This is a genomic window from Sphingomonas sp. ID0503 (genome assembly GCF_048565625.1).
GTDB lineage: Bacteria > Pseudomonadota > Alphaproteobacteria > Sphingomonadales > Sphingomonadaceae > JBLZUR01.
Genome location: NZ_JBLZUR010000002.1, coordinates 1,531,125 through 1,551,328, shown reverse-complemented (window position 1 = coordinate 1,551,328; position 20,204 = coordinate 1,531,125). Strand labels below are relative to the sequence as shown.

22 protein-coding genes are annotated in these 20,204 nt (G+C 66.7%); 8 read left to right on the top strand and 14 right to left on the bottom strand.

Going from position 1 to position 20,204, the window contains the following annotated elements; translation table 11 throughout:
• Positions 1-51: 51 nt before the first annotated feature.
• The 8 genes from ACM608_RS08570 to guaB all read right to left on the bottom strand — a co-directional run bounded on the left by ACM608_RS08570 (position 52) and on the right by guaB (position 8,327).
• A complete protein-coding gene (locus tag ACM608_RS08570; RefSeq protein WP_419682802.1) occupies positions 52-1,020 on the bottom strand; it encodes a DNA polymerase III subunit delta' in 969 nt (322 codons plus the stop codon).
• Positions 1,017-1,640 carry a dTMP kinase gene (gene tmk, locus ACM608_RS08565; RefSeq protein WP_419682801.1) on the bottom strand — a complete coding sequence of 208 codons (624 nt, stop codon included), beginning with the start codon at positions 1,638-1,640 and terminating at the stop codon, positions 1,017-1,019. Before tmk ends, ACM608_RS08570 begins: the two co-directional genes overlap by 4 nt.
• Before the next feature lie 2 nt (positions 1,641-1,642).
• Positions 1,643-2,806: a D-alanyl-D-alanine carboxypeptidase family protein gene (locus ACM608_RS08560; RefSeq protein ID WP_419682800.1), complete on the bottom strand. Its 1,164-nt coding sequence runs from the start codon at positions 2,804-2,806 to the stop codon at positions 1,643-1,645.
• A 26-nt stretch (positions 2,807-2,832) separates the two neighbouring features.
• Positions 2,833-3,651 carry a septal ring lytic transglycosylase RlpA family protein gene (locus tag ACM608_RS08555; protein ID WP_419682799.1) on the bottom strand — a complete coding sequence of 273 codons (819 nt, stop codon included), beginning with the start codon at positions 3,649-3,651 and terminating at the stop codon, positions 2,833-2,835.
• A 121-nt stretch (positions 3,652-3,772) separates the two neighbouring features.
• Complete coding sequence (locus ACM608_RS08550) at positions 3,773-4,795, bottom strand: lytic murein transglycosylase (RefSeq protein ID WP_419682798.1); 1,023 nt, start codon at positions 4,793-4,795, stop codon at positions 3,773-3,775.
• Positions 4,796-4,998: 203 nt separating this feature from the next.
• On the bottom strand, positions 4,999-5,529 hold the full coding sequence (locus ACM608_RS08545) for a tetratricopeptide repeat protein (protein ID WP_419682797.1): 531 nt from the start codon (positions 5,527-5,529) through the stop codon (positions 4,999-5,001).
• Positions 5,530-5,561: 32 nt separating this feature from the next.
• The gene (locus tag ACM608_RS08540; protein ID WP_419682796.1) at positions 5,562-6,749 is read right to left on the bottom strand and encodes an RsmB/NOP family class I SAM-dependent RNA methyltransferase; all 1,188 of its coding nucleotides are present in this window, start codon (positions 6,747-6,749) and stop codon (positions 5,562-5,564) included.
• Positions 6,750-6,866: 117 nt separating this feature from the next.
• Entirely contained in the window at positions 6,867-8,327 is a 1,461-nt protein-coding gene (guaB, locus tag ACM608_RS08535) for an IMP dehydrogenase (RefSeq protein ID WP_419682795.1), read from the bottom strand.
• 185 nt (positions 8,328-8,512) lie between these two features.
• Here guaB and ACM608_RS08530 point away from each other — a divergent pair, with 185 nt between their 5' ends.
• The 8 genes from ACM608_RS08530 to ACM608_RS08495 all read left to right on the top strand — a co-directional run bounded on the left by ACM608_RS08530 (position 8,513) and on the right by ACM608_RS08495 (position 14,131).
• The gene (locus tag ACM608_RS08530) at positions 8,513-8,974 is read left to right on the top strand and encodes an NfeD family protein (RefSeq protein WP_419682794.1); all 462 of its coding nucleotides are present in this window, start codon (positions 8,513-8,515) and stop codon (positions 8,972-8,974) included.
• A gap of 82 nt (positions 8,975-9,056) precedes the next feature.
• Positions 9,057-9,764, top strand: coding sequence for a response regulator (locus ACM608_RS08525; protein ID WP_419682793.1), 708 nt, complete (start codon positions 9,057-9,059; stop codon positions 9,762-9,764).
• Complete coding sequence (locus ACM608_RS08520; RefSeq protein ID WP_419682792.1) at positions 9,733-11,307, top strand: ATP-binding protein; 1,575 nt, start codon at positions 9,733-9,735, stop codon at positions 11,305-11,307. The genes ACM608_RS08525 and ACM608_RS08520 overlap by 32 nt, the downstream gene beginning before the upstream one ends.
• Positions 11,304-11,720, top strand: coding sequence for an HPr kinase/phosphorylase (locus ACM608_RS08515; protein ID WP_419682791.1), 417 nt, complete (start codon positions 11,304-11,306; stop codon positions 11,718-11,720). The genes ACM608_RS08520 and ACM608_RS08515 overlap by 4 nt, the downstream gene beginning before the upstream one ends.
• Positions 11,717-12,577 (top strand): RNase adapter RapZ, encoded by an 861-nt coding sequence (gene rapZ, locus ACM608_RS08510; RefSeq protein WP_419682790.1) that lies wholly within the window; start codon positions 11,717-11,719, stop codon positions 12,575-12,577. Before ACM608_RS08515 ends, rapZ begins: the two co-directional genes overlap by 4 nt.
• A 60-nt stretch (positions 12,578-12,637) precedes the next feature.
• Positions 12,638-13,042, top strand: coding sequence for a PTS sugar transporter subunit IIA (locus ACM608_RS08505; protein WP_419682789.1), 405 nt, complete (start codon positions 12,638-12,640; stop codon positions 13,040-13,042).
• On the top strand, positions 13,039-13,311 hold the full coding sequence (locus ACM608_RS08500; RefSeq protein WP_419682788.1) for an HPr family phosphocarrier protein: 273 nt from the start codon (positions 13,039-13,041) through the stop codon (positions 13,309-13,311). Before ACM608_RS08505 ends, ACM608_RS08500 begins: the two co-directional genes overlap by 4 nt.
• A gap of 16 nt (positions 13,312-13,327) precedes the next feature.
• On the top strand, positions 13,328-14,131 hold the full coding sequence (locus tag ACM608_RS08495) for a TrmH family RNA methyltransferase (protein ID WP_419682787.1): 804 nt from the start codon (positions 13,328-13,330) through the stop codon (positions 14,129-14,131).
• A 42-nt stretch (positions 14,132-14,173) separates the two neighbouring features.
• On the opposite strand, the gene ACM608_RS08490 is transcribed toward ACM608_RS08495, so the two are convergent.
• From ACM608_RS08490 to bamA, 6 genes are all read right to left on the bottom strand, one after another.
• Positions 14,174-14,578, bottom strand: a complete 405-nt coding sequence (locus ACM608_RS08490) for a hypothetical protein (RefSeq protein ID WP_419682786.1) — start codon at positions 14,576-14,578, stop codon at positions 14,174-14,176.
• Between the two features lie 42 nt (positions 14,579-14,620).
• The gene (rmuC, locus tag ACM608_RS08485) at positions 14,621-16,015 is read right to left on the bottom strand and encodes a DNA recombination protein RmuC (protein ID WP_419682785.1); all 1,395 of its coding nucleotides are present in this window, start codon (positions 16,013-16,015) and stop codon (positions 14,621-14,623) included.
• A 69-nt stretch (positions 16,016-16,084) separates the two neighbouring features.
• Positions 16,085-16,315, bottom strand: a complete 231-nt coding sequence (rpmE, locus tag ACM608_RS08480) for a 50S ribosomal protein L31 (protein ID WP_419682784.1) — start codon at positions 16,313-16,315, stop codon at positions 16,085-16,087.
• A gap of 99 nt (positions 16,316-16,414) precedes the next feature.
• On the bottom strand, positions 16,415-16,894 hold the full coding sequence (gene fabZ, locus ACM608_RS08475) for a 3-hydroxyacyl-ACP dehydratase FabZ (protein ID WP_419682783.1): 480 nt from the start codon (positions 16,892-16,894) through the stop codon (positions 16,415-16,417).
• A gap of 7 nt (positions 16,895-16,901) precedes the next feature.
• Entirely contained in the window at positions 16,902-17,495 is a 594-nt protein-coding gene (locus ACM608_RS08470) for an OmpH family outer membrane protein (RefSeq protein WP_419682782.1), read from the bottom strand.
• On the bottom strand, positions 17,495-20,092 hold the full coding sequence (bamA, locus tag ACM608_RS08465; RefSeq protein WP_419685143.1) for an outer membrane protein assembly factor BamA: 2,598 nt from the start codon (positions 20,090-20,092) through the stop codon (positions 17,495-17,497). Before bamA ends, ACM608_RS08470 begins: the two co-directional genes overlap by 1 nt.
• Positions 20,093-20,204: the final 112 nt, after the last annotated feature.

Genomic DNA, 20,204 nt, shown 5'->3' with positions numbered 1-20,204 from the left:
GGCGAGCGGCGGCGGAGGGGCAACGCTCTGCGTCTCCGCCTTGCGTTACAGCTAGAGTGCTAACGCGGCCACGATCCCCGCCATTTCGAACGTCACGCTCTCCGCCGGAAGGGACAGCCCGCGCGCGGCGCCGGCCAGGTCACGCGAGCGTTCCCAGAGCTTGATCGCGTCCTGCAACGCCATTCCCTGCCTTCGACCGGCGGTTTCGGCGATATGAGCCGGCGCGCGCTCCAGAAAGGCCTCATAGCGCGCTTGTGCCGCGACCGGGCCAAGGGCGCGCGAGAGCCTGACCCGAACCTCGTTATGCGGGTCGCCCACGGTACTCAGTTCCGCCAGCACCGTGTCGAGACCGGCGATGTCGAGTCCGGCGAAACCGAAGGCGCGGCCGGGTGAGCCGTTGGCGATCCGGACGAGCGCCTCCACCTCCGGGCCGCTCAACCCCGGATCGGTGTGGCGGAGGACGGCGGCGGTGTCCCCGTCGCTCAAAGGTCCGAAGCGCAGGACGCGGCAGCGCGATCGGATGGTCGGCAGCAATCGGCCGGGCGCATGGCTGACCAGCAGGAAGATCGTCCCCGCGGGCGGCTCCTCCAGGTTCTTGAGCAGCGCGTTGGCGGCGCCCCGCTCCAGATCGTCGGCGGCGTCCACGATGACCACTCGGGCGGCGGACAGCGACGGCGTCAGCCCGAACATGCGCCCGAGGCCTCGCGCCTGATCGACGGTGATGCTGCGGGCAAGGCCGTCACCGCGTTCTTTCGGAAGACGCTCCAAAATCTTCAGGTCGGGATGGCTTCCCGCCTCCATCAGCACGGCAATGCGGTGATCGCTGGGAACATCGAGCCCCGGCCAAGCACCTTTGGGCCCCGCCGCCTCGGCCAGGAGCCGCAGCGCCGCCGCCCGCGCAAATGTCGCCTTGCCCACACCCGCCGGCCCGGCGAGCAGCCAGGCATGGTGAACGCGCCCGGAATCAAGCGCCTCGCGAAAGGCGGCGATCTGGTCTGCGTGGCCGGTGACGGTGGTCACAGATAGTCCGCCAACGCGCCGAGCAGACGCTCGGTGACCTCGGCCTGAGTGCCGTCCGCAGCAACCTTCCTCACGCGGTCGGGCGCGCGTTCGGCCAGCGCTTCGAAGTAGCCGTGAACCCGCTCGTGGAAGGCGCTGTCCCGAGAGCCAAACCGGTCCAGTTGCCCGCCATCCCGCACGAACTCGCGCGAGGAGGCGTCCGAGATCCGTAGCGACAACACCAAGGTGCGATCGGGCATGAGGCCGGCGCCGATGTGGTGAAGGGTGCCAAGCTCGTCTTCGGTCACGCCGCTTCCCTGCCCCTGATAGGCGGCAGAGCTATCGAAGTAGCGGTCGCAGAGAACCCAGCTACCTTCCTGTAATGCCGGTAGGATCGTCTTCTCCACATGATCCGCCCGCGCCGCCGCGAACAGCAGGGCCTCCGCCCGCGGGGACCAGCGCCCCGGATCGCCGTTGAGGAGTAGTGCGCGGATCGCCTCCGCGCCCTCGCTTCCCCCCGGCTCCCGCGTGGTGACCACGGAGAGGCCACGCGCCCGCAACGCTTCGGCGAGACGCTGGACTTGGGTCGATTTGCCGACCCCCTCCCCGCCTTCCAGCGTGATGAACCTCCCCCGTGCCACGCTCAGAAGAACGAGTTCAGGCCATTCCAGATGCGGCCGAAGAAGCCCGCTTCACCCACATCGTTCGCGGCAACGAGCGGCAGGCGCTGCGGCGGCGCGTCGGGGGTGCGGACCACGAGATCGGCGATGTGCTGGCCCTTCTTGATGGGGGCCTTGATCGGGCCGTTATAGGCGACCGTCGCCTTGACGTCCTGGCCGAGGCCGGCAGGCACGGTGACAGCCAGATCCTTCGGCGCGACCAGCCCAACGGTGGAGGCGTCGCCCATCTGCACCTCGGCGGTCTGCACCTGCTTTCCGGCGGCGACGAGCTTCTTCGACTGCCAGGCGCGGAAGCCCCATTCCATGAAGGCGACCGACTGCTGCGCGCGCTGGTTGAACGAGGTGAGGCCTGCGACGACCATCACGAGGCGCCGCCCCTTCTGTTCGGCGGAACCGGTGAAGCCGTAGCCCGCCTCCTCGGTATGCCCGGTCTTCAACCCGTCGGCACCCTGTACACGCCCGAGCAGCGGATCGCGATTGGCCTGGGTGATGTCCGCGCCGGAACCCAGCGTCTTTCCCCAGGTGAAGTTAGGGATCGAGTAGAAGCTTTTATAAAGCTTGGGATGATCCTGGATCGTGCGTGCCGCAAGCTCCGCCAGATCGCGCGCGGTGACGTAGGTCACGCCGTTGTCCGGCCACCCGTTCGAGGTGCCGAAATTGCTGCTCTTGAGCCCGATCTCCTTGGCCTTGCGGTTCATCAGCGCCACGAAGGCCGGCTCAGTCCCGGAGATATGTTCGGCCAGCACGACGCAGGCGTCGTTGCCGGAGAGGACGACGATGCCCTTCAGGAGGTCGCCCACGGAGACCTGCTCTCCTGCCGACAGGAACATGGTCGATCCGGCGGCCGGGCCGTGCCACTGCTTCCAGGTCTCCGGACGGACCGTCGCCATATCGCTCAGCTTCAGCTCGCCCTTCTTGATGAGGTCGAAGGCAACATAGACCGTCATCATTTTCGCCATCGACGCCGGCGGCATCTTCAAGTCCGCATCCTTGGCGTAGAGGATCGCGCCCGACGACAGGTCCTTCATGAACGCGACGCGCGCCTGGGTCTCGAAAGGCGGGGCTGCCGCGGAAACGGGCACGGCGATCAGGGCGAGGGCGGAGGCGGCGAGATAAGCGGGCTTCATCGGTCTTCCGTTCTGCTTTTCGAAACTCACGGCGGAGGCGGCACGTCGGTGACGATCCGTGCATCCTGATAGCCCCCCGCCCGCGCCCGCGCCAGCGCGGCGAGCGCGCTCGGCTCGTCGCCGTAAGGCCCGATACGGATGCGCCAAAGCCCGCCCGCCAGATCGACGCGGGTACGCCCCACGGCATTCAGGCTCGCGGCGAGAACCTGCGCGCTGTCCTGGCGCGACACGGCTGCGACCTGCACGTACCAGCTGCGCGCGGTGGTGGGTGGCGCGGTCGGTGCGTCGATCTCGGCCGCGCGCGCTTCGGAAATGATGCCCGCGAGATCGGCGAGACGTCCGGGTTGCTGCGGAGCCGGTGTGGTGACTAGCGGCGGCCTGGGCTTCTCCATCAGCTTCTGCTTGAAGGCGGCGAGTTGGACCGAGGGCGGCGTGCTCCTGAGCGGGACGGACCGGCCGGAGCGAAGCGCCAGCCGATCGTGATCGGCGGGATAAACCCGGCGCACGCGCACGCGCGCGACGCCCTTCGCCGCCACGCCGAGCTGCTGCGCCGCGCCTTTCGACAGATCGATGATTCGATCCGCGACGAACGGCCCGCGATCGTTGACGCGGACCAAGATGGTGCGTCCGGTGTCGAGCGCGGTCACCTCGACATAGCTGGGCAAGGGCAGCGTCTTATGCGCGGCGGTGATCCACCCCATGTCGTAATATTCGCCATTGGCCGTCGCCGCGCCGTGGAAGTTCGGCCCGTACCAGCTGGCCAGCCCAACCTCGTCGTAGTTCACCGCATCGGCGGGTACATACCAGACGCCGCCGATCTGATAGGGCCTGCCGACCTTCGGCACGCCGTCGCTGACGGGTCCGCGCGGGCGAGTCGGCTTGGACGGGGTGCGTGGCCGATCGGGCGTACCGCCACAGGCTGCGAGGGCAAGAGCGGCTGCCAGAGACGACGCCCAACACGATGATTTAACGGGAAACTTCATCTGCGAGCAGGCCGACCGACAGCGCATAGAAGTTCGAGCAATTGTAGTCGAGGATCGCCCGGTAATTGGTGCTGAGGAGATAGGCGGTGGCACCCTGCCCGTCCGGCTCGATGAGCGCCATCAACTCGCCCTCGGCAGGCCAGCGGCCCAGCGCGGTGAGACCCAGTGCCTTCCACTCGGCCACCGTCTTCCAGTGGCTGTGGCGCTCGTGAACCCGGGGGCAGCGCGGGCTGAGCAGCTTGGGCTTCAGCGCATCGCGATTCAGTCCGGCGGGGGTCGCGACGGGGATGCCCCAGATCGTGTTCGGCTTCCAACCGGCATTGGTCAGATAGTTGCCGATCGAGGCGAGCGCATCGGCGGAGCTGGTCCAGATATCCGCCTTGCCGTCGCCATCGCCGTCCTTGCCGAGGCGGAGGTACATGCTTGGCAGGAATTGCGGATAACCGGTCGCCCCCGCCCAGCTGCCCTTCAGCGTCCCGCGCGGAAAGCCTTTGTCGAGCAGCTTCAGCGTGGCGATGAACTCCTCGGTGAACAACTCGCGTCGCCGGCCATCGTAAGCGAGCGTCGCGAGCGAGCGAAGCAGGTCGAAGTCGCCGGTATAGGATCCGTAGTTCGTCTCATGGCCCCAGATCGCGACCATGATCGATTCCGGAACGCCGGTCTGCCGCTCGATGTTTGAGAGCAGCGGCCGCAGCTGCTGATACTTCGTCCGGCCCCGGCCGATCCGCGCGGCATCGACATGCTTGTCGCGGTACGGTGCGAAGGGCGCGATGGCGGTGCCGGGGCGGCTGGGCCCGGGCTGGTCGCGATCCAGCTCCACGACGCGCGGATTGTAGGTGAGCGTCGGCGCGACGCTGTCGAAGGTGCCCGGCTTCACGCCCTCCGCGATCGCGCGGGCGCGTAGGCTCTGGACGAAGGTAGCGAAACCGGCACCGGAATCCTGCGCGGCGGCGGGGAGGGCTGCTGTCAGGCACAGCGCCGCGATAAGGTGGCGGAAAGGTCGCACGAATAATCCCCTTTTCGGCACCTTGGCACAGTGAAGATGCAAGGTGAATCCCGGTTTGTCGCACGAGAGAATCGAACCGTCCGATCCACGCCATCCGCTCGCTCGCGCTGAGCCTGTCGGAGCGCCAGTGAAACGGTCGCGCTAGCACTTCGACAAGCTCAGTGCGAACCGATTGGGCGTGAGCGGCCGAGGGAGAGCAGCCCCTATTGCTGCGTTGTAGTCTTTTCCTGCCCCTTGGGCGGAACGGCGGTCGGCGCGGCGGCAGCCGTCTGGACGACCGGCGGCGGACCCTTCTCGATCGCGGCGGCCAACTGCGTCTGTGCGGGGCAAGGCGCCTTGCAGAGCTTCTGCAAGCGCGCGAGGTTCAGCCGGGCGCGCTCGACAGCACCCTTCTGCACCATCGCCTCGCCCTGCCCCGCGATCGCGGCGACATCGTTGGGATCGATCTGCAGCGCATCGCCATAGACGCGGATCGCCTTGCCCGGCAGACCCTGGTCCCGTGCGACGCGGCCCATCGCCACATAGGCCTTGCGGTTGCGCGGATCGACGGCGAGTGCGGTTTCCAGAAGATCCTGCGCGCGGGTCAGGTTGCCGCCCACCCGCGCCGCCTCGGCCTCGGTCACCAGCGCGGTCGAGCGGGGATCGATCTGGTCATCGGGCTTGGCGCTTTGTCCCATGCTGGACACGGTGGCGAGCGCGAGAGCCATGGCCAGCGTTACGGGGGTGAAGCGCATGACGATCTCCAAAATCCGTTGCGAGTCAAAGGCTAGCATCTTCGCCTGAGCCTCGCGACAAAAAAGCCGTCGGTCTCGTCATGGGCGGGATCGAGCATCATCCCCGCTCCCCGCGACCGGCCCGCCGGCAAGGACGGACGATCGACCGACCAGCCATCCATCCTGTCGAGAAAGGCCGCAACCTGCGCCGCGCCCTCCTCGTCCAGCACCGAACACACCGCATAGGTCAGCGTTCCGCCGGGTGCCACGAGCGCCGCGCCGACCTCGATCAGCCGCGCCTGCAACGCCACGGTCTTTGCGAGCCTTTCAGGCGTGAGCCGCCAGCGTGCCTCCGGATTGCGGCGCCAGGTGCCGGTGCCGGAGCATGGCGCGTCGATCAGCACCGCGTCCGCCGTTCCGACAAGATCGCCGAGTGCCTCCAATTCCCGCCCGCCATCCAGCAGGCGCATCTCGATCATCGTCGCCGCGCCCGCCCGCGCCGCCCGTGGAGCAAGCCGTGACAGGCGGCCTCGGTCCGCGTCGCAGGCGATCAGCCGCCCCTGCCCGCCCATCTCCGCCGCCAGTGCGAGCGTCTTGCCCCCTGCCCCGGCGCAAAGATCGACAACCGTCTGTCCGGCCCCCGCTCCCACGGCGAGCGCAAGAAGCTGGCTGCCTTCGTCCTGGATCTCGATCAGGCCTTCGGTCCAGATATCGAGGGCCTCGACATTGGTCCCCTCCGGCAGGCGGAGTCCGTTGCGGGCATGCGGCGTCGGCAGGGCTTCCGGCAGCCTGTCGAGCAGTGCATCCCGGCTCGTCCGCAACGTGTTCACGCGCAAGTCGAGCGGCGCGCGATCGAGCAACGCAGCCACGCCATCAAGACCGACGCTCTCACAGAGACGTGCCTCCAGCCACTGAGGCACCAGGCCTGAACTGGCGGACAGCTCTCCGGGTTCGATCGGTTGCGGGCCATGCGCGCTTCCGTCGAAAAGCGCGGCGATCTCGGGCCGGTCACGCGCCACACCGATCATCGCGGCGCGGCCATCCGCCGGGATCTCGCCCGCCCGGCGGATCGCGGCGTAGACATGATCGCGCACGGCACGACGGTCCTTCGACCCGGCATAGCGCCGCGCCTTGAAATAGCGGGCGATGATCGTGTCCGCCGCCGCCCCGCCGCCACGCGCTGCGGTAATCACCTCGTCGAGGATGTCGATCGCGGCCTGGACGCGGGCTTGGGGGGTCATGTCAGGTCCATGCCGTTCGCACTGAGCGAAGTCGAAGTGCGGGTCACATGCGCCCTCCTCGCGAGCCGTCCTTCGACTTCGCTCAGGACGAACGGCGGGCTGTTACCACCGCACCCACTACGACCGCGTCGGATAATTCGGCGCCTCTCGGGTGATCGTCACATCGTGGACATGGCTCTCGCGCAGGCCCGCGCCGGTGATCTGGATGAAGCTCGCCTTTTCCTTCAGATCGGCGATCGTCTCCGCACCGGTATAGCCCATCGCCGCCTTCACGCCGCCGACAAGCTGGTGGATCACGTCCTTGGCCGGCCCCTTATACGGCACCTGCCCCTCGATGCCCTCCGGCACCAGCTTCATCTGGTCCTTGATGTCCTGCTGGAAATAGCGGTCGGCCGAGCCGCGCGCCATCGCGCCCACGCTTCCCATACCGCGGTAAGACTTGTACGCACGCCCTTGATAAAGGAACGTTTCTCCCGGCGCTTCCTCGGTCCCGGCGAGCAGCGAGCCGATCATTACCGTGCCGGCGCCCGCCGCCAGCGCCTTGGCGACGTCGCCGGAGGTGCGGATACCGCCGTCGGCGATCACCGGCACGTTCGACTTGGCGGCCTCTTCGGCTGCCTCCATCACCGCCGTCAGCTGCGGCACGCCCACGCCCGCCACGACCCGGGTGGTGCAGATCGAACCCGGGCCGATGCCGACCTTGATCCCGTCCGCACCCGCATCGATCAGCGCCCGCGCAGCCTCGGCCGTCGCGACATTGCCGGCGACGATCTGCACCGAGTTCGACAACTTCTTCACCCGCTCGACCGCGCGACTGACCTCGATGTTGTGGCCATGCGCGGTGTCGATCACGATCAGGTCGCATTCCGCGTCGATCAGCGCCTCGGTGCGCTCATAGCCCTTGTCCCCGACGGTGGTGGCTGCGGCAACGCGCAGGCGGCCGCCCTCGTCCTTGGTGGCGTTCGGGTAGTTTACCGCCTTTTCGATGTCCTTGACGGTGATCAGCCCGACGCAGCGATAGGCGTCGTCCACCACCAGCAGCTTCTCGATCCGGCGCTGGTGCAGCAGCCGACGCGCCTCGCCCGAGGTGACGCCGGCAGGCACGACCGCGAGGTTCTGGCTGGTCATCAGCTCCGACACGGGCTGGGCGGGGTTCTCGGCGAAGCGCACGTCGCGATTGGTAAGGATGCCGACCAGCTTGCCCGACGCCTCGACCACCGGAATGCCCGAGATCTTGTGGCGGACCATGAGGTCCTGCGCCTCGGCAAGCGTCTGGTTCGGCTGGATGGTGATCGGGTTCACCACCATCCCGCTTTCGAAGCGCTTAACCGCGCGGACGGCGGCCGCCTGATCCTCCGGCGTCAGATTGCGATGGAGGACGCCGATCCCGCCCATCTGCGCCATGACGATCGCCATGTCTGCCTCGGTGACCGTGTCCATGGCGGAGGACAGGAACGGAATGTTGAGGCTGATCGCGCGCGTCACCTTGGTACGCGTGTCGGCCTGGCTCGGCAGCACGCTCGACGCGCCGGGCCGCAGCAGCACGTCGTCGAAGGTGAGTCCCAGCCTGATGTCCATGATACGCGCGCCTTTCCGGGAGTCGGTGCCGCTCTATAAGTGGGGCCTGTGACGGTTTCCAGACCCCTTGGGTAGCGTTCCGCGTTGCCGGTCGCTTGCGAACCGCACTAAGCTGCGGCCACCCTACGCTGCCGCGAACTGCGTCGGCATGGGCAAGCGAAAAGACTTCTGAGGGCAGTCGGAGGATGGAACAGGAGGGGATCGACCCGCAATGGGTGTGGCTGCTGGCGGGGGCCTGCCTCGCCTGTGCCGAGCTGTTCCTGCCGCGGCGCTTTCTCGGTTGGGTCGGCCTTGCTGCGCTCGCAGTCGGCGGCGTGATCCTTGCTATCTTTGTTCCGGTCTCCGTACAGTTCCTGCTCTTCGCCTTCTTCCTGGCTCTTTCACTCGGCACCGCGATCTGGCTGCGCAGGCGAAATTCCGTGCTCCCCGCGCCGGTCGCCGCTCCCCCGCCCCGCGTTCGACGGACGGTCGGCCGTCGTGCTTTGGTCGTCGAGGCGATCGTTGATGGAGCGGGACGGGTGGAACTGGACGATCGCATTTGGGCGGCGCGCGGCCCGTACATGGTTCAGGGTGCCGAGGCCCGCATCCTGGCGGTGGAAGGCGACACCATGGTCGTCGGGCCGGCGGGCCGCTCCAGGCGTCGTTGACGGCGGAACGTCCGCCCGGTTGACCCTCCTCCCCGCGCTCGGCTAGTCAGGCCGCCCTGCCAGCCAAGAGGGCGAATAGCTCATGTCGGCGTCGATCGCCCTCGTCGATGACGATCGCAACATCCTCACCTCCGTGTCGATCGCGCTCCAGGCCGAGGGCTTCTCCGTGCGCGTCTATACCGATGGGGAAACCGCGCTGAAGGCGCTCGGCGAGACGCCTGCGGATCTCGCCGTGCTCGACATCAAGATGCCGCGCATGGACGGGATGGAACTCCTTCGCCGGCTTCGGGAAAAGTCGGCCATGCCGGTGATCTTCCTGACCTCCAAGGACGACGAACTGGACGAGGCGCTCGGCCTCGCGATGGGCGCGGACGACTATATCTCCAAGCCGTTCTCGCAACGCCTTCTGATCGCGCGAATCCGCGCGATCCTGCGTCGCGCCGAGCCGACAGCACCGGCAGGAAGCCCGGAGGCTGAACCGAGCGCCCAGCCGCTCACCCGCGGTCGGCTAGCGATGGATCCCGCCAAGCACCGGGTCAGCTGGGGCGGCAGGGACGTCACGCTCACCGTGACCGAGTTCCTGATCCTGGAGGCACTGGCGCAGCGGCCGGGCTTCGTGAAATCGCGCGACCAGCTGATGGATGCGGCCTATCAGGACGACGTCTATGTCGACGATCGCACCATCGACAGCCACATCAAGCGCCTCCGCCGCAAGTTCCGCCAGGTCGATCCGGAATTCAACGGCATCGAAACGCTCTATGGCGTCGGTTACCGCTTTGCGGAGGAATGAGGACGGCGATCTTGAGCTGCGCCTCTCGCGCCGCTGGTCGCTCACCCGCCGGATCATGGCGGTCAACATTTTCGCGCTGGCGATGCTGGCCGGCGGGTTCTTCTATCTCGACAGCTACCGCGCCCAGCTGATCGACGCGCGGATGGACCAGGCGGCGACGCAAGCCACGCTGATCGCCAACGCCTATGCCGTCTCGACTCCCGACCATCGGCTCGCTCTGATGGAGCGACTGGGTGCCGCGACCCGCAGCCGCCTGCGCGTGTTCGAAGGCGAGCGGCAGGCACTCGATAGTTGGGCGCGCGGCCGCGTGACGTACCGCCTGCGCGATCCGGCCGAGGAGGCCTGGCAGCGCCACGTCGCCCGGTTTCTGGACAAGATCATCGACACGGTGGCCGGTGCCGACCGGCCGGCCCGCTTCCGCGAACGCGACCACACGGTTCTGGCCGATTGGCCGGAGGCGCGGCGCGCGATTGAAGCTGGCCAAGCGACGACCGAGCTCCGCCGCGCACCGGACCGTACCCCTGTCATCTCCGCGGCGGTCGCCATACCGGGCCAGCGCAATGCCGTGCTGCTGCTGACCACCAATCAGCGCGATATCGTCCGGATCGTCCGCGCGGAGCGGCTGCGACTGGGAATCGTGCTCGCGGTGGTGGTGGTGATCTCCACGCTGCTCTCGCTCTTCCTCGCCCGGACGATCGTCCGCCCGCTCCGTCGCCTTGCTCGCGCCGCGCACCGCGTGCGGCTCGGCCGCGCCCGCGATGTGGTGGTGCCGCGCCTGCCGTCGCGTCATGACGAGATCGGCCTGCTCGCCCGGGCCTTGTCGGACATGACGCAGGCGCTGCGCCTCCGCATCGACGCGACGGAGGCCTTTGCCGCCGATGTGACGCACGAGCTGAAGAACCCGCTCGCGTCGCTGCGTTCGGCGATCGAGAGCCTGGGCATGGTCAAGGACGAGTCCCTTCAGGCGCAGCTTCTCGCTGTCATCCGCAACGACGTGACCCGGCTCGACCGGCTGATCACTGACATCTCGGAGGCGACGCGGATGGATGCCGAGCTGTCGCGCACCCGGTTCGAGCTGATCGACCTGGGCTTGCTCGCGCAATCGCTGGTCGCCGCGCGTGAGGACCGGGGTGTAGACGGCAACGTTCGTGTCGCCTTCGCCCGGCCCCATGCCGGGACCGCGATGGTCCTGGGCGACGGGTCGCGCCTTGCTCGTGTGTTCGAAAACCTGATCGACAACGCCGTCTCCTTCTCGCCCGCAGGCGGCCTCGTCCAGGTCAGCGTCACACGCGACGGACCGGACGTAGTGGCGGCGGTAGATGATGAAGGCCCCGGCGTACCGCCCGACGCGCGGCAGACGATCTTCAGACGCTTTCACAGCGACCGTCCGGAAAACGAGGTGTTCGGGCGACATTCCGGACTTGGCCTTGCCATCGCGAAGTCGATCCTGGAGGGGCACCACGGGACCATCCATGTCGAGGATCGAGACGATGGTCAGCCCGGCGCCCGTTTTGTCTTCCGCCTGCCGATCGCGGCGTTGTGAGCACACCCATCCATGCCAGCGCGGTTGCGATCGGCGGGCGGGGCGTCCTCATCTTGGGTCCATCGGGGTCGGGCAAGTCCGACTTGGCGCTGCGGCTTATCGATCGCGGCGCGATACTGATCAGCGACGACTATACCGTTCTTACCGTCAGCGGCAGCGGCCTTCGTGCGCGACCTCCCGATAACATCGCTGGGAAGATCGAGGTGCGCGGCATCGGCATCACGCCCGTCGCTTTCACCGTCAACATCGAAGTGGCGTTGGCCGTCACCCTGGTCCCCTCGGTGGAACGTATGCCACATCCGGCCTGTTGGACCCATGAAGGCGTGACGGTGCCGCTCGTCTCGATCGCGCCATTCGAAGGGAGCGCTCCGATCAAGGTCGAACTCGCCCTGAAGCACGGCATCGCCCCATGACCGATCGCATCCTCCTCGTCACCGGACTTGCTGGCGCCGGCAAGACCACGGCGCTCAAGACCTTCGAGGATCTTGGTTGGGAGGTGGTCGACAATCTTCCTATCCGCCTTCTCGACCGCCTCCTTGCGATGCCGGCCGCAGGCGAAGCCGATCGCCCCCTCGCCTTCGGTATCGACAGTCGCACCCGCGATTTCGAGCCTGTCCGCATCCTCCGGCAGATCGAGAGCCTCCGGCGTACCGGCGAGCGCGTCGTCGAGCTTCTGTTCCTCGACTGCGGTGCCGCCGAGTTGGAGCGCCGCTTCTCCGAAACGCGGCGGCGCCACCCTCTCGCCCTCGAACGGCCGGTCACCGACGGCATCCTGCGCGAGCACGAGTTGCTGGATCCGCTGCGCGATGCAGCGGACATGGTGATCGACACCACTGGCACGACCACCAACCGGCTCCAGCAAACCCTCCGCGATCGCTTCGGTGGCGCGGGCGATGGGCTCACCCTCTCGATCCAGTCCTTCGGCTTCGCCCGAGGCGTGCCGCGCAACGCCGATCTCGTCTTCGACATGCGCTTTCTCCGCAATCCGCATTGGGATCCCGACCTGCGTCCGCTCACCGGCCTGGACTCGGGTGTCGGCGACTTTGTGCGCGCCGATCCCGCCTATGAAGCGGCCTTCGATCGGATTGGCGGCCTCATCGAACTGTTGCTCCCGCGCTACCACGCTGAGGGAAAATCATACGTCACGGTCGCTTTCGGCTGTACCGGAGGAAGGCACCGTTCCGTCCACTTCGCCGAAGCAATGGCTAAGCGGTTGCGTGACTCGGGTTTTTCGCCCACCATCCTGCATCGTGACCTGCCGCCAGAGTAGCATCAGGCACCCGGAGACGATGAGAAGGCTCAACAGGAAACACAGGTTTCGGGTGGCTCGATGATCGGTTTGGTGCTGGTAACGCATGGCCGCTTGGCCGCCGAGTTCGTGACGGCAATGGAGCATGTGGTGGGACCACAGGACGCCATCGAGTCGATCTGTATCGGCCCGGATGACGATATGGAGGTGCGACGCGCCGACATCGCCACCGCAGTCGGCGACGTGGATGGGGGTGATGGCGTCATCATCCTGACCGATCTGTTCGGCGGCACCCCCTCCAATCTCGCCATTTCGCTGATGCGGCCCGGCCGGGTGGAGGTGATCGCGGGCATCAACCTGCCCATGCTGATCCGCCTGGAAGGTGCGCGCAAGACGATGAAGGTCAAGGCTGCCGTGGCCGCCGCGCGCGAAGCCGGGCGCAAGTACATCTCCGTCGCTTCCGAGGTTCTGGGCGAGGCGGCATGAGCGAAACGTCCCGCACCGTCCGCATCACCAATCGCCGCGGCCTGCATGCAAGGGCCAGCGCGAAGTTCGTGACCCTCGCCGCGCAGCAAAGCGCCACTGTCGAGGTGGAGAAGGACGGATCGCGAGTGGCCGGCACCTCAATCATGGGCCTGATGATGCTCGGCGCGGCGATGGGCGACTCGATCGTCATCTCGGCAGCGGGCAACGGCGCCGATGACGCGGTCGGCGCGCTTGCGGGTCTCGTCGAAGCCAAGTTCGGCGAAGACTGAGCACCCTCTCCCTTCCATGCCCCGCTCGATTACCGCCTTTTCCAATCCGCTCGTCAAGCGCGTCCGCGCGCTTCGCGACAAAAAGGCCAGGCGCAAGGAAGGGCTGTTCCTGGCCGAGGGTCTGCGCATCCTGACCGAAGCGCGCGAGGCGGGACGGCTGCCCAAATACCTCTTCTTTACTGGGGAGGGCGCGGCGCATCCGCTCGCGCAGGACCTGATCGTCCGCACGGAAGCGGCCGGGGGCGAAGCGATCGAGACCGACCGCGACATCCTCAGCAAGATGTCGGGCAAGGACAACGCGCAAACAGTGGTCGGCGTCTATCGCGAGTTCAGGACCGCGCTGACGCAGATCGACCGCACAGCCTCCGATATCTGGCTGGTTGCGCAGAGCCTGCGTGATCCCGGCAATCTCGGCACCCTGCTGCGCACGGGCGACGCGGTGGGGGCTGGCGGCGTGATCCTGGTCGACGACTGTGCCGATCCGTTCTCGGTCGAGGCGGTGCGCGCTTCGATGGGCGCGCTGTTCACGCAGACGATCGCCGCGGCGCGCTGGGAAACCTTCCTCGCATGGCTACGTGCAGGACCGGGCGAGCTCGTCGGCACCAGCCTCAACACCGATGCCGACTACACCCAGCCGCTCGGCCCCGCCCCGACCTTCATCGTTGTCGGCAACGAGCAATCCGGTCTCCCGCCGGAGTACGAGGCGGCGTGCGATCGCCTCGTCAAGATCCCGATGCTCGGCAAGGCGGACAGCCTCAACGCGGCCGTAGCCACGGCGGTGATGGCGTATGAGGTTCTGCGACAGCGGCGCGGCGGCTGACCAGACCTTCGATCAGCCAGTGACGAAAGCCGGTCCGGACCGCTACTTCACGCCGGTCACAGGCTGGAATTCGCTCAGCCCGCATGAGGCACCGGGCATCAGGCCCGGACCACCCGTCCGCAGCACGGTGATGATGTCGGTCGAACACAACTGCGACAGCGAGGTCTTGTAGGAGAAGCGCTCCTCGAAACCGAGGCCCGGGCAGCTGTTGGGGAGGGTCACGCGATAGGCCTTACGGCCATCCATGATGAAGTCGATGATGGTGTCGCTGCGCACCCGCGTCTCGCGGATCTGGTTCAGCGGGATGCAGCTGACCGGGTCACCGGCCGGCTTGGCGGCGGCGATCGCCGCCTCCCTCCGCTCCTGCCGTGTCTTCGCGTCGGCCGGCGCCAGCCCGAGGGTCATCACGCCACCCAAAACCATGCCGACCGCAAATGCCTTCATCATCGCAACCTCTCCCGTTGCTTGTACCCGCCGCTCGATATCCGGTCAGGTCTGTCGCGCCGCTGAACGATCGCCCTCTTCTACGGTTGCGAGCTTCGTCAGCGGCCTGATCGCAGCCTCGACGACCGGCAGAGTGTCGATGGTCTTGCCGCCCGTTTCGATCTTCAACGCCTCGAACCGGCGCGCCTGCGTCAACACCTGGCTCTCCAAGCTGCCGACGAAATCGTTATAGGCACCGCTCGCGAGACCGAGATTACGGCCGAGCTTCGCGACATGGCCGCCCATCGTCGTCAGGCGGGCGTAAAGATCCTTGCCTAGGACGGCGATCTCCTGCGCCTGTTGCGCCAGCGACTCCTGGCGCCACATGCCCGCCATCACCTTGGCAAGCGCGAGCATGTTGATGGTCGAGGCGACGATGACCCCGTTCTTGAACGCGCTCTCGATGAGGTCCGGAGCACGTTCGGCCGCAGCGGACAGGAAATGCTCGCCGGGCACGAACATGATGACGAAATCGGGCGAGCGATCGAACTGCCGCCAATATCCCTTTCGGCCAAGGTCGTTGGCATAGCTCTTCAACGCGCCCGCATGCTGGAGCAGCAATTCGCCGCGACGCCCCTCATCCTCCTCATCGAAGGCCTGCTCAAAATGAACCAGCGGGCATTTGACGTCGATGACGATGCACCGCTCACCGGGCAGATTGACGATACAATCAGGGCGCAGTTGCCGCTCTCCGTCGCTCACCGACGTCTGCAGCGCGAAGTCCACGTTCTCGGCGAGCCCGGCCGCGACGAGGATGTTCTTCAACTGCTCCTCGCCCCAGCGCCCCCGCGCCTTGGGGCTCGACCGCATGACATTGGCCAGCCGCTGCGTCTCGCGCCTGACGAGGTCGTTGCCTTGGGTAAGCTGGGTGATCGCCTCCTTCAGCTCGCCATAGCTTCCCGCCCGCTCCTTCTCGACCTTGGCGAGGCCCTCCTCGTAGCGCTTCAGCGTCTCGCCAACGGGATTGAGCAGCGCCTTGAGCTTCTCCTCGCTCTTCTCGCCTGCCTGGGCGAAGCGTTGGTCGGCGCGCTCCAGAAAGGCCTTCTGCGCGTCGCCGAGCAGCCGCTGGCCGATCTCGCTGAACTGTGCGGAGAGCGCGTCCTTGGCGTCGCGGAGCGCGGCCACCTGCGCCTCATGCGCGCGCTGCCGTTCGTCGGCGCGCGCGAGTTCGGTCAGGGCGGCATCCCGCTCCCGCCGGACCTCGTCGACGATCAAACGGAGCGGCGGCAGCTCCCTGCCCTGCGCCTCCGCCTCGACCGCGCGCAGTTCGGCCGCACGCAGCACAGCGCCCTGCGCGTCCAGATCGCGACGAAGTGCCGCGGCTGGTCGGCCACCCATGAGGTAGCCGATCAGCAGCGCGACGATGGCAACGATCGGTAGAAGGACGACAAGTAGGTCCACGCGCGCCTCGGATCAGAACGAAGCGCGAACGTAGCTTGGCAAACGCCGGCGGGCAAGCCCGCCCGACGCTTACTTCTTGCCGAGCGTGAGACCTCCGAAGCGCTTGTTGAAGCGCGCCACCTGACCGCCGGTGTCGAGCATCTGGCCACGCCCACCGGTCCAGGCCGGATGCGCGAGCGGATCGATGTCGAGGAGCAGCGTGTCGCCTTCCGCGCCCCAGGTGGAGCGGGTCTCGTACACGGTACCGTCGGTCATCTGCACCTTGATCATGTGGTAGTCGGGGTGGATGTTCTTCTTCATGTCACAAACTCCGGAAAGCGCCCGGTTTCCGACCGGGTGCGGAGGAAGGCCGCGCCGATAGCGGGCGCGGGTGAAAAGGTCAATCGGGCGGTGGAGAGGCTATCCGGCCTTCGGCGGATCGGCGATCATCGCGGTGAAATTCGCCTGCGCCGCGACCTTGCCGTCGACCAGCGCCTTGCCCGAGAACTTGCAGACGCTCGCCCGCTTCTGCACGAACTCGACCTCAAGCCGGAGCAGGCACCCCGGCTCGACGGGGACGCGAAACTTCGCCTCGTCGATCGCCATGAAGTAGACGAGCTTGCCGGAGCCGGAGAGCCCGAGGGACTCGACCGCGAGCACGCCCGCCGCCTGGGCGAGCGCCTCCACGATGAGCACACCCGGCATGATCGGCCGCCCAGGGAAATGCCCCTGGAAGAAGCCCTCGTTGATCGTCACCGCCTTGATCGCAGCGATCGATCGGTCGGGGATCAACTCCTCGACACGATCGACCAGCAGCATCGGATAGCGGTGCGGCAAGGCCGCCATCACGCCGGCCACGTCGATCGGCCCGCGCGACGCCGGCGCTTCGCCTTCGCTCATACGGCGATCAGCGCGACGGCTGGCCGGCAGGCGCGGCGGCGGCGGCCGGCGCCGTGGTCGCCACGCTCGGCAGCTGGCTGTTGAGCTGCGCCAGCACGTCGTTGGTGGCGTCGATCGACGAAGCCGCGGCCAGGGTCGCCTGTGTATCGATGGCGAGATTGGCCTTCCGTGCCTGCATCACCTGGGTGACGATCGGGTTCAGGCGGTTGTTGATCTGCTCCAGCACATAGGCGCGGTTGCGCTGAACGCTTTGCTCACGCTGCTGAAGCTGCTGCTGAGCCTGCTGCTGCTTCGTCTGGAACGCGGTGATGCGCGCCTTGGTGGCGGCGTCGGCGGTTTCCGGCGTCTTGCCCGCGAGCGCGGTGCGAAGGCCTTCGGCCTCGGTCTGCAGCGGCGTCTGCAGCTGCTGGGCCAGCGCCTGCAGCGCCTGCGCCTGCGACTGAAGCTGCGCCTGGGCGGCCTTGCAGGCGGTGCACTCGGCATAGATCCGCTGGGTGTCGACCGTGACGATGACTGCATTCGGGGCCGACTGCGCCACGGCGACGGTCGGAAGCGCGGCGGCGGAAGCGGCCAGCGCGGCAATGGTCAGGATGTTCTTCATCAGAATTGCGTTCCCACGTTGAAGCTGAAGAGTTTGGTGTCGTCGCCCTTGTACTTTAGCAGGGCCTTGGCGATGTCGATACGGAACGGTCCGAAAGGCGAACGCCAGTTCACGCCGAAGCCGATGGAGAGACGCGGCTTCCAGGTGTCGCCGTAGAAACGCTCCTGGAATGCTGGAAAAGTCCGGCGCTGAATGGCGTTTGAGGTCGTACCTTGGCACACGCCGTTGCTGTCGGGCAAACCCTTGGGGCAAATGGTGTATGTCGTACCGCCAGCGAGATACAGCTGACGACCTTCGGTATCGAGCAAAGGACCCAGATCGAAGTCGGCGGTCTGGGCACCATCCTCATTGACCAGTTCCGGCTTCCGCACGTTGAAGACGGCGCCCATGTCCATGAAGAGCGACGGCCTTAGGCCCATCTCGCGCCCGCCGGCACCGATCGGGATCTCGAGTTCGAGACGGCCCTGGTAATAGGCGTTGCCGCCGAGCGCGTCATCGCGAACGCTGTCGTCGTTCTCGGCCACGAAGCCCTTGATGGCCGTGTTGTACGGCACGCGCAGCACGCGAGGCCCGACGCCGCGGATGTCGAAGCCGCGCAGTTCCGGCTGGCCCAGTTGGAAGCGATCGACGAGGCGCACCTGCTGCCCCAGGCCCTTGATGTAGCCACCCTCTGCAGAGGTCGAGAAGATGAAGCCGCTGCCCAGGTTGAAGTACTTCGACGCCTCGGCGCGCGTGCGCAGATACTTCACGTTGCCACCGACGCCCGCGAAATCCTGGCTGAAGACGAACCGGTGGCCCCTCGTCGGCCGGATGCCGTTATTGAGCGTGCTGTAGACCAGCGAATAGCCGAGCGAAGAAGTGGTGCGCTTGCCGATCGCATCGCAGAGATAGCGGCCGGCCAGGATCGGATCGCACTCCGGTACGCCCGGCGTCACACGGTCCGAGTAGAACTGATCCTTGTCCAAGCTCACGTCGTCGAAGGACAAGCCGTAGCGCAGCGCCAGTGACCAGAATTCGGTCAACGGGATGCCCGTGCGGATCTGGAAGCCGGTGGTCGTCTGCTCGTACGTCGTGTTGCGGTCGCCGTTGCCGCGATAGTTAAACGAGTTGTACTCGCGACGGAACACGTCGAAGCCGAGCGCGATGTTCTTGTCGAACAGATAAGGCTCGGTGAAGCCCGCATTGACCGATTTGGAGTATTTCGACCAGCTGACGCCGGTGCGCAGTTCCTGGCCCTTGCCCATGAAATTGCGCTGCGTGACGTTGAGATCGACAATGAACTTTTCAAGGCTGGAATAGCCGGCCGAGACCTGCAGTTCGCCGGTCGACTTCTCCTCGACATTCGCCTCCAGGATGACGCGGTCGGGCGCCGAGCCTGGCTTCTGCTCGATCTCGAAGTTTTCCTGGAAGTAGCCGAGCGACTTGATGCGGTCGGTCGAGCGCTTGACGCGCACGCTGTTGAACGCATCGCCCTCGGCCAGCCGGAACTCGCGGCGAACCACCTTGTCTCGGGTATTGGTGTTGCCGTTGATGTCGACCCGCTCGACATAGACGCGCGGCGCGTCGGCGACCTTGAAGGTCACCGACATGGTCAGCGCGTCCTTGTCGCGGCGGAAGTCGGGATTGACCTCGGCGAAGGCGTAGCCGACCAGGCCCGCCGTCTCGGTCATCCGGTCGACCGTGTCCTCGATCGTCTTGGCGTTGTACCAGTCGCCCTTCTTCACCGGCACCAGCGGCTTCAGCGTCTCGGCCTTCAGGTCGCGGATGTCGCTCTGAACGTCGATGTCGCCGAACTTATAACGCGGGCCTTCCTCGACCACATAGGTGATGATGAAGTCGCGCTTGTCCGGCGTCAGCTCTGCGACGGCCGAGGCGACGCGGAAGTCGGCATAGCCCTCCGTCAGGTAGAACTGGCGGAGCTTCTGCTGGTCATAGGCAAGGCGATCCGGATCATAGCTGTCGCCGGAGGAGAAGATGCGGAAGAAGCGGGCCTGCTTGGTCGCCATCTGCGACCGCAGCTGCCCGTCGGAGAACTTCTCGTTGCCGATGATGTTGATCTGGCGGACCTTGGACTTGGCCCCCTCGCTGATCTCGAACACGACGTCCACGCGGTTCTGGTCGAGCGTGACCATCTTCGGCTCGACCGTCGCGGCGAAGCGGCCCTGGCGGCGGTAGAGTTCGACGATGCGGGCGACGTCGGCGCGCACCTTGGATCGGCTGAAGATCTGGCGCGGCGCCAGCTTGATCTCCGGCCGAATCTTGTCTTCCTTCAGCCGCTTGTTGCCTTCCAGCACGATGCGGTTGACCACCGGGTTCTCGCGCACGGTGATGACCAGCGTGCCGGCATTGTCGCGGATCTGAACGTCGGTGAACAGCTCGGTCGCGTAAAGGTCCTTCAGCGCCTGGTCGAGGTCGGCGCTGGTATAAGGCTGGCCGGGGCGCAGCTTCAGGTAGGAGCGGACGGTATCCGGCTCCAGTCGCTCGGCACCGACGACCTGAATCTGAGACACGATCCCGCCGGCGGCGGGCGGAGCCAGGCTTGAGGAAGCAGCTGGTGCGTCCTGCGCAGAGACCGGAAGCGCGATACCGCCCAGCATGGTGCCGATCAGGAGGGCCGAAGCGTAACGGCGTCCGCCGCTCCGAACGTCAGAAGATGTCACGCGCTTTCAGCCCTCGCTCTGGAACCTTGTTGCCGCTTCGTTGCGGCGA

Bases quoted from the DNA above. Each gene is read 5' to 3' on its own strand.
- ACM608_RS08560 (WP_419682800.1), bottom strand. From the start codon at position 2,806: ATGAAGCCCGCTTATCTCGCCGCCTCCGCCCTCGCCCTGATCGCCGTG.
- ACM608_RS08545 (WP_419682797.1), bottom strand. From the start codon at position 5,529: ATGCGCTTCACCCCCGTAACGCTGGCCATGGCTCTCGCGCTCGCCACC.
- ACM608_RS08540 (WP_419682796.1), bottom strand. From the start codon at position 6,749: ATGACCCCCCAAGCCCGCGTCCAGGCCGCGATCGACATCCTCGACGAG.
- guaB (WP_419682795.1), bottom strand. From the start codon at position 8,327: ATGGACATCAGGCTGGGACTCACCTTCGACGACGTGCTGCTGCGGCCC.
- ACM608_RS08530 (WP_419682794.1), top strand. From the start codon at position 8,513: ATGGAACAGGAGGGGATCGACCCGCAATGGGTGTGGCTGCTGGCGGGG.
- ACM608_RS08525 (WP_419682793.1), top strand. From the start codon at position 9,057: ATGTCGGCGTCGATCGCCCTCGTCGATGACGATCGCAACATCCTCACC.
- ACM608_RS08520 (WP_419682792.1), top strand. From the start codon at position 9,733: ATGGCGTCGGTTACCGCTTTGCGGAGGAATGAGGACGGCGATCTTGAG.
- rapZ (WP_419682790.1), top strand. From the start codon at position 11,717: ATGACCGATCGCATCCTCCTCGTCACCGGACTTGCTGGCGCCGGCAAG.
- ACM608_RS08505 (WP_419682789.1), top strand. From the start codon at position 12,638: ATGATCGGTTTGGTGCTGGTAACGCATGGCCGCTTGGCCGCCGAGTTC.
- ACM608_RS08500 (WP_419682788.1), top strand. From the start codon at position 13,039: ATGAGCGAAACGTCCCGCACCGTCCGCATCACCAATCGCCGCGGCCTG.
- ACM608_RS08495 (WP_419682787.1), top strand. From the start codon at position 13,328: ATGCCCCGCTCGATTACCGCCTTTTCCAATCCGCTCGTCAAGCGCGTC.
- ACM608_RS08490 (WP_419682786.1), bottom strand. From the start codon at position 14,578: ATGATGAAGGCATTTGCGGTCGGCATGGTTTTGGGTGGCGTGATGACC.
- rpmE (WP_419682784.1), bottom strand. From the start codon at position 16,315: ATGAAGAAGAACATCCACCCCGACTACCACATGATCAAGGTGCAGATG.
- fabZ (WP_419682783.1), bottom strand. From the start codon at position 16,894: ATGAGCGAAGGCGAAGCGCCGGCGTCGCGCGGGCCGATCGACGTGGCC.
- ACM608_RS08470 (WP_419682782.1), bottom strand. From the start codon at position 17,495: ATGAAGAACATCCTGACCATTGCCGCGCTGGCCGCTTCCGCCGCCGCG.
- bamA (WP_419685143.1), bottom strand. From the start codon at position 20,092: ATGCTGGGCGGTATCGCGCTTCCGGTCTCTGCGCAGGACGCACCAGCT.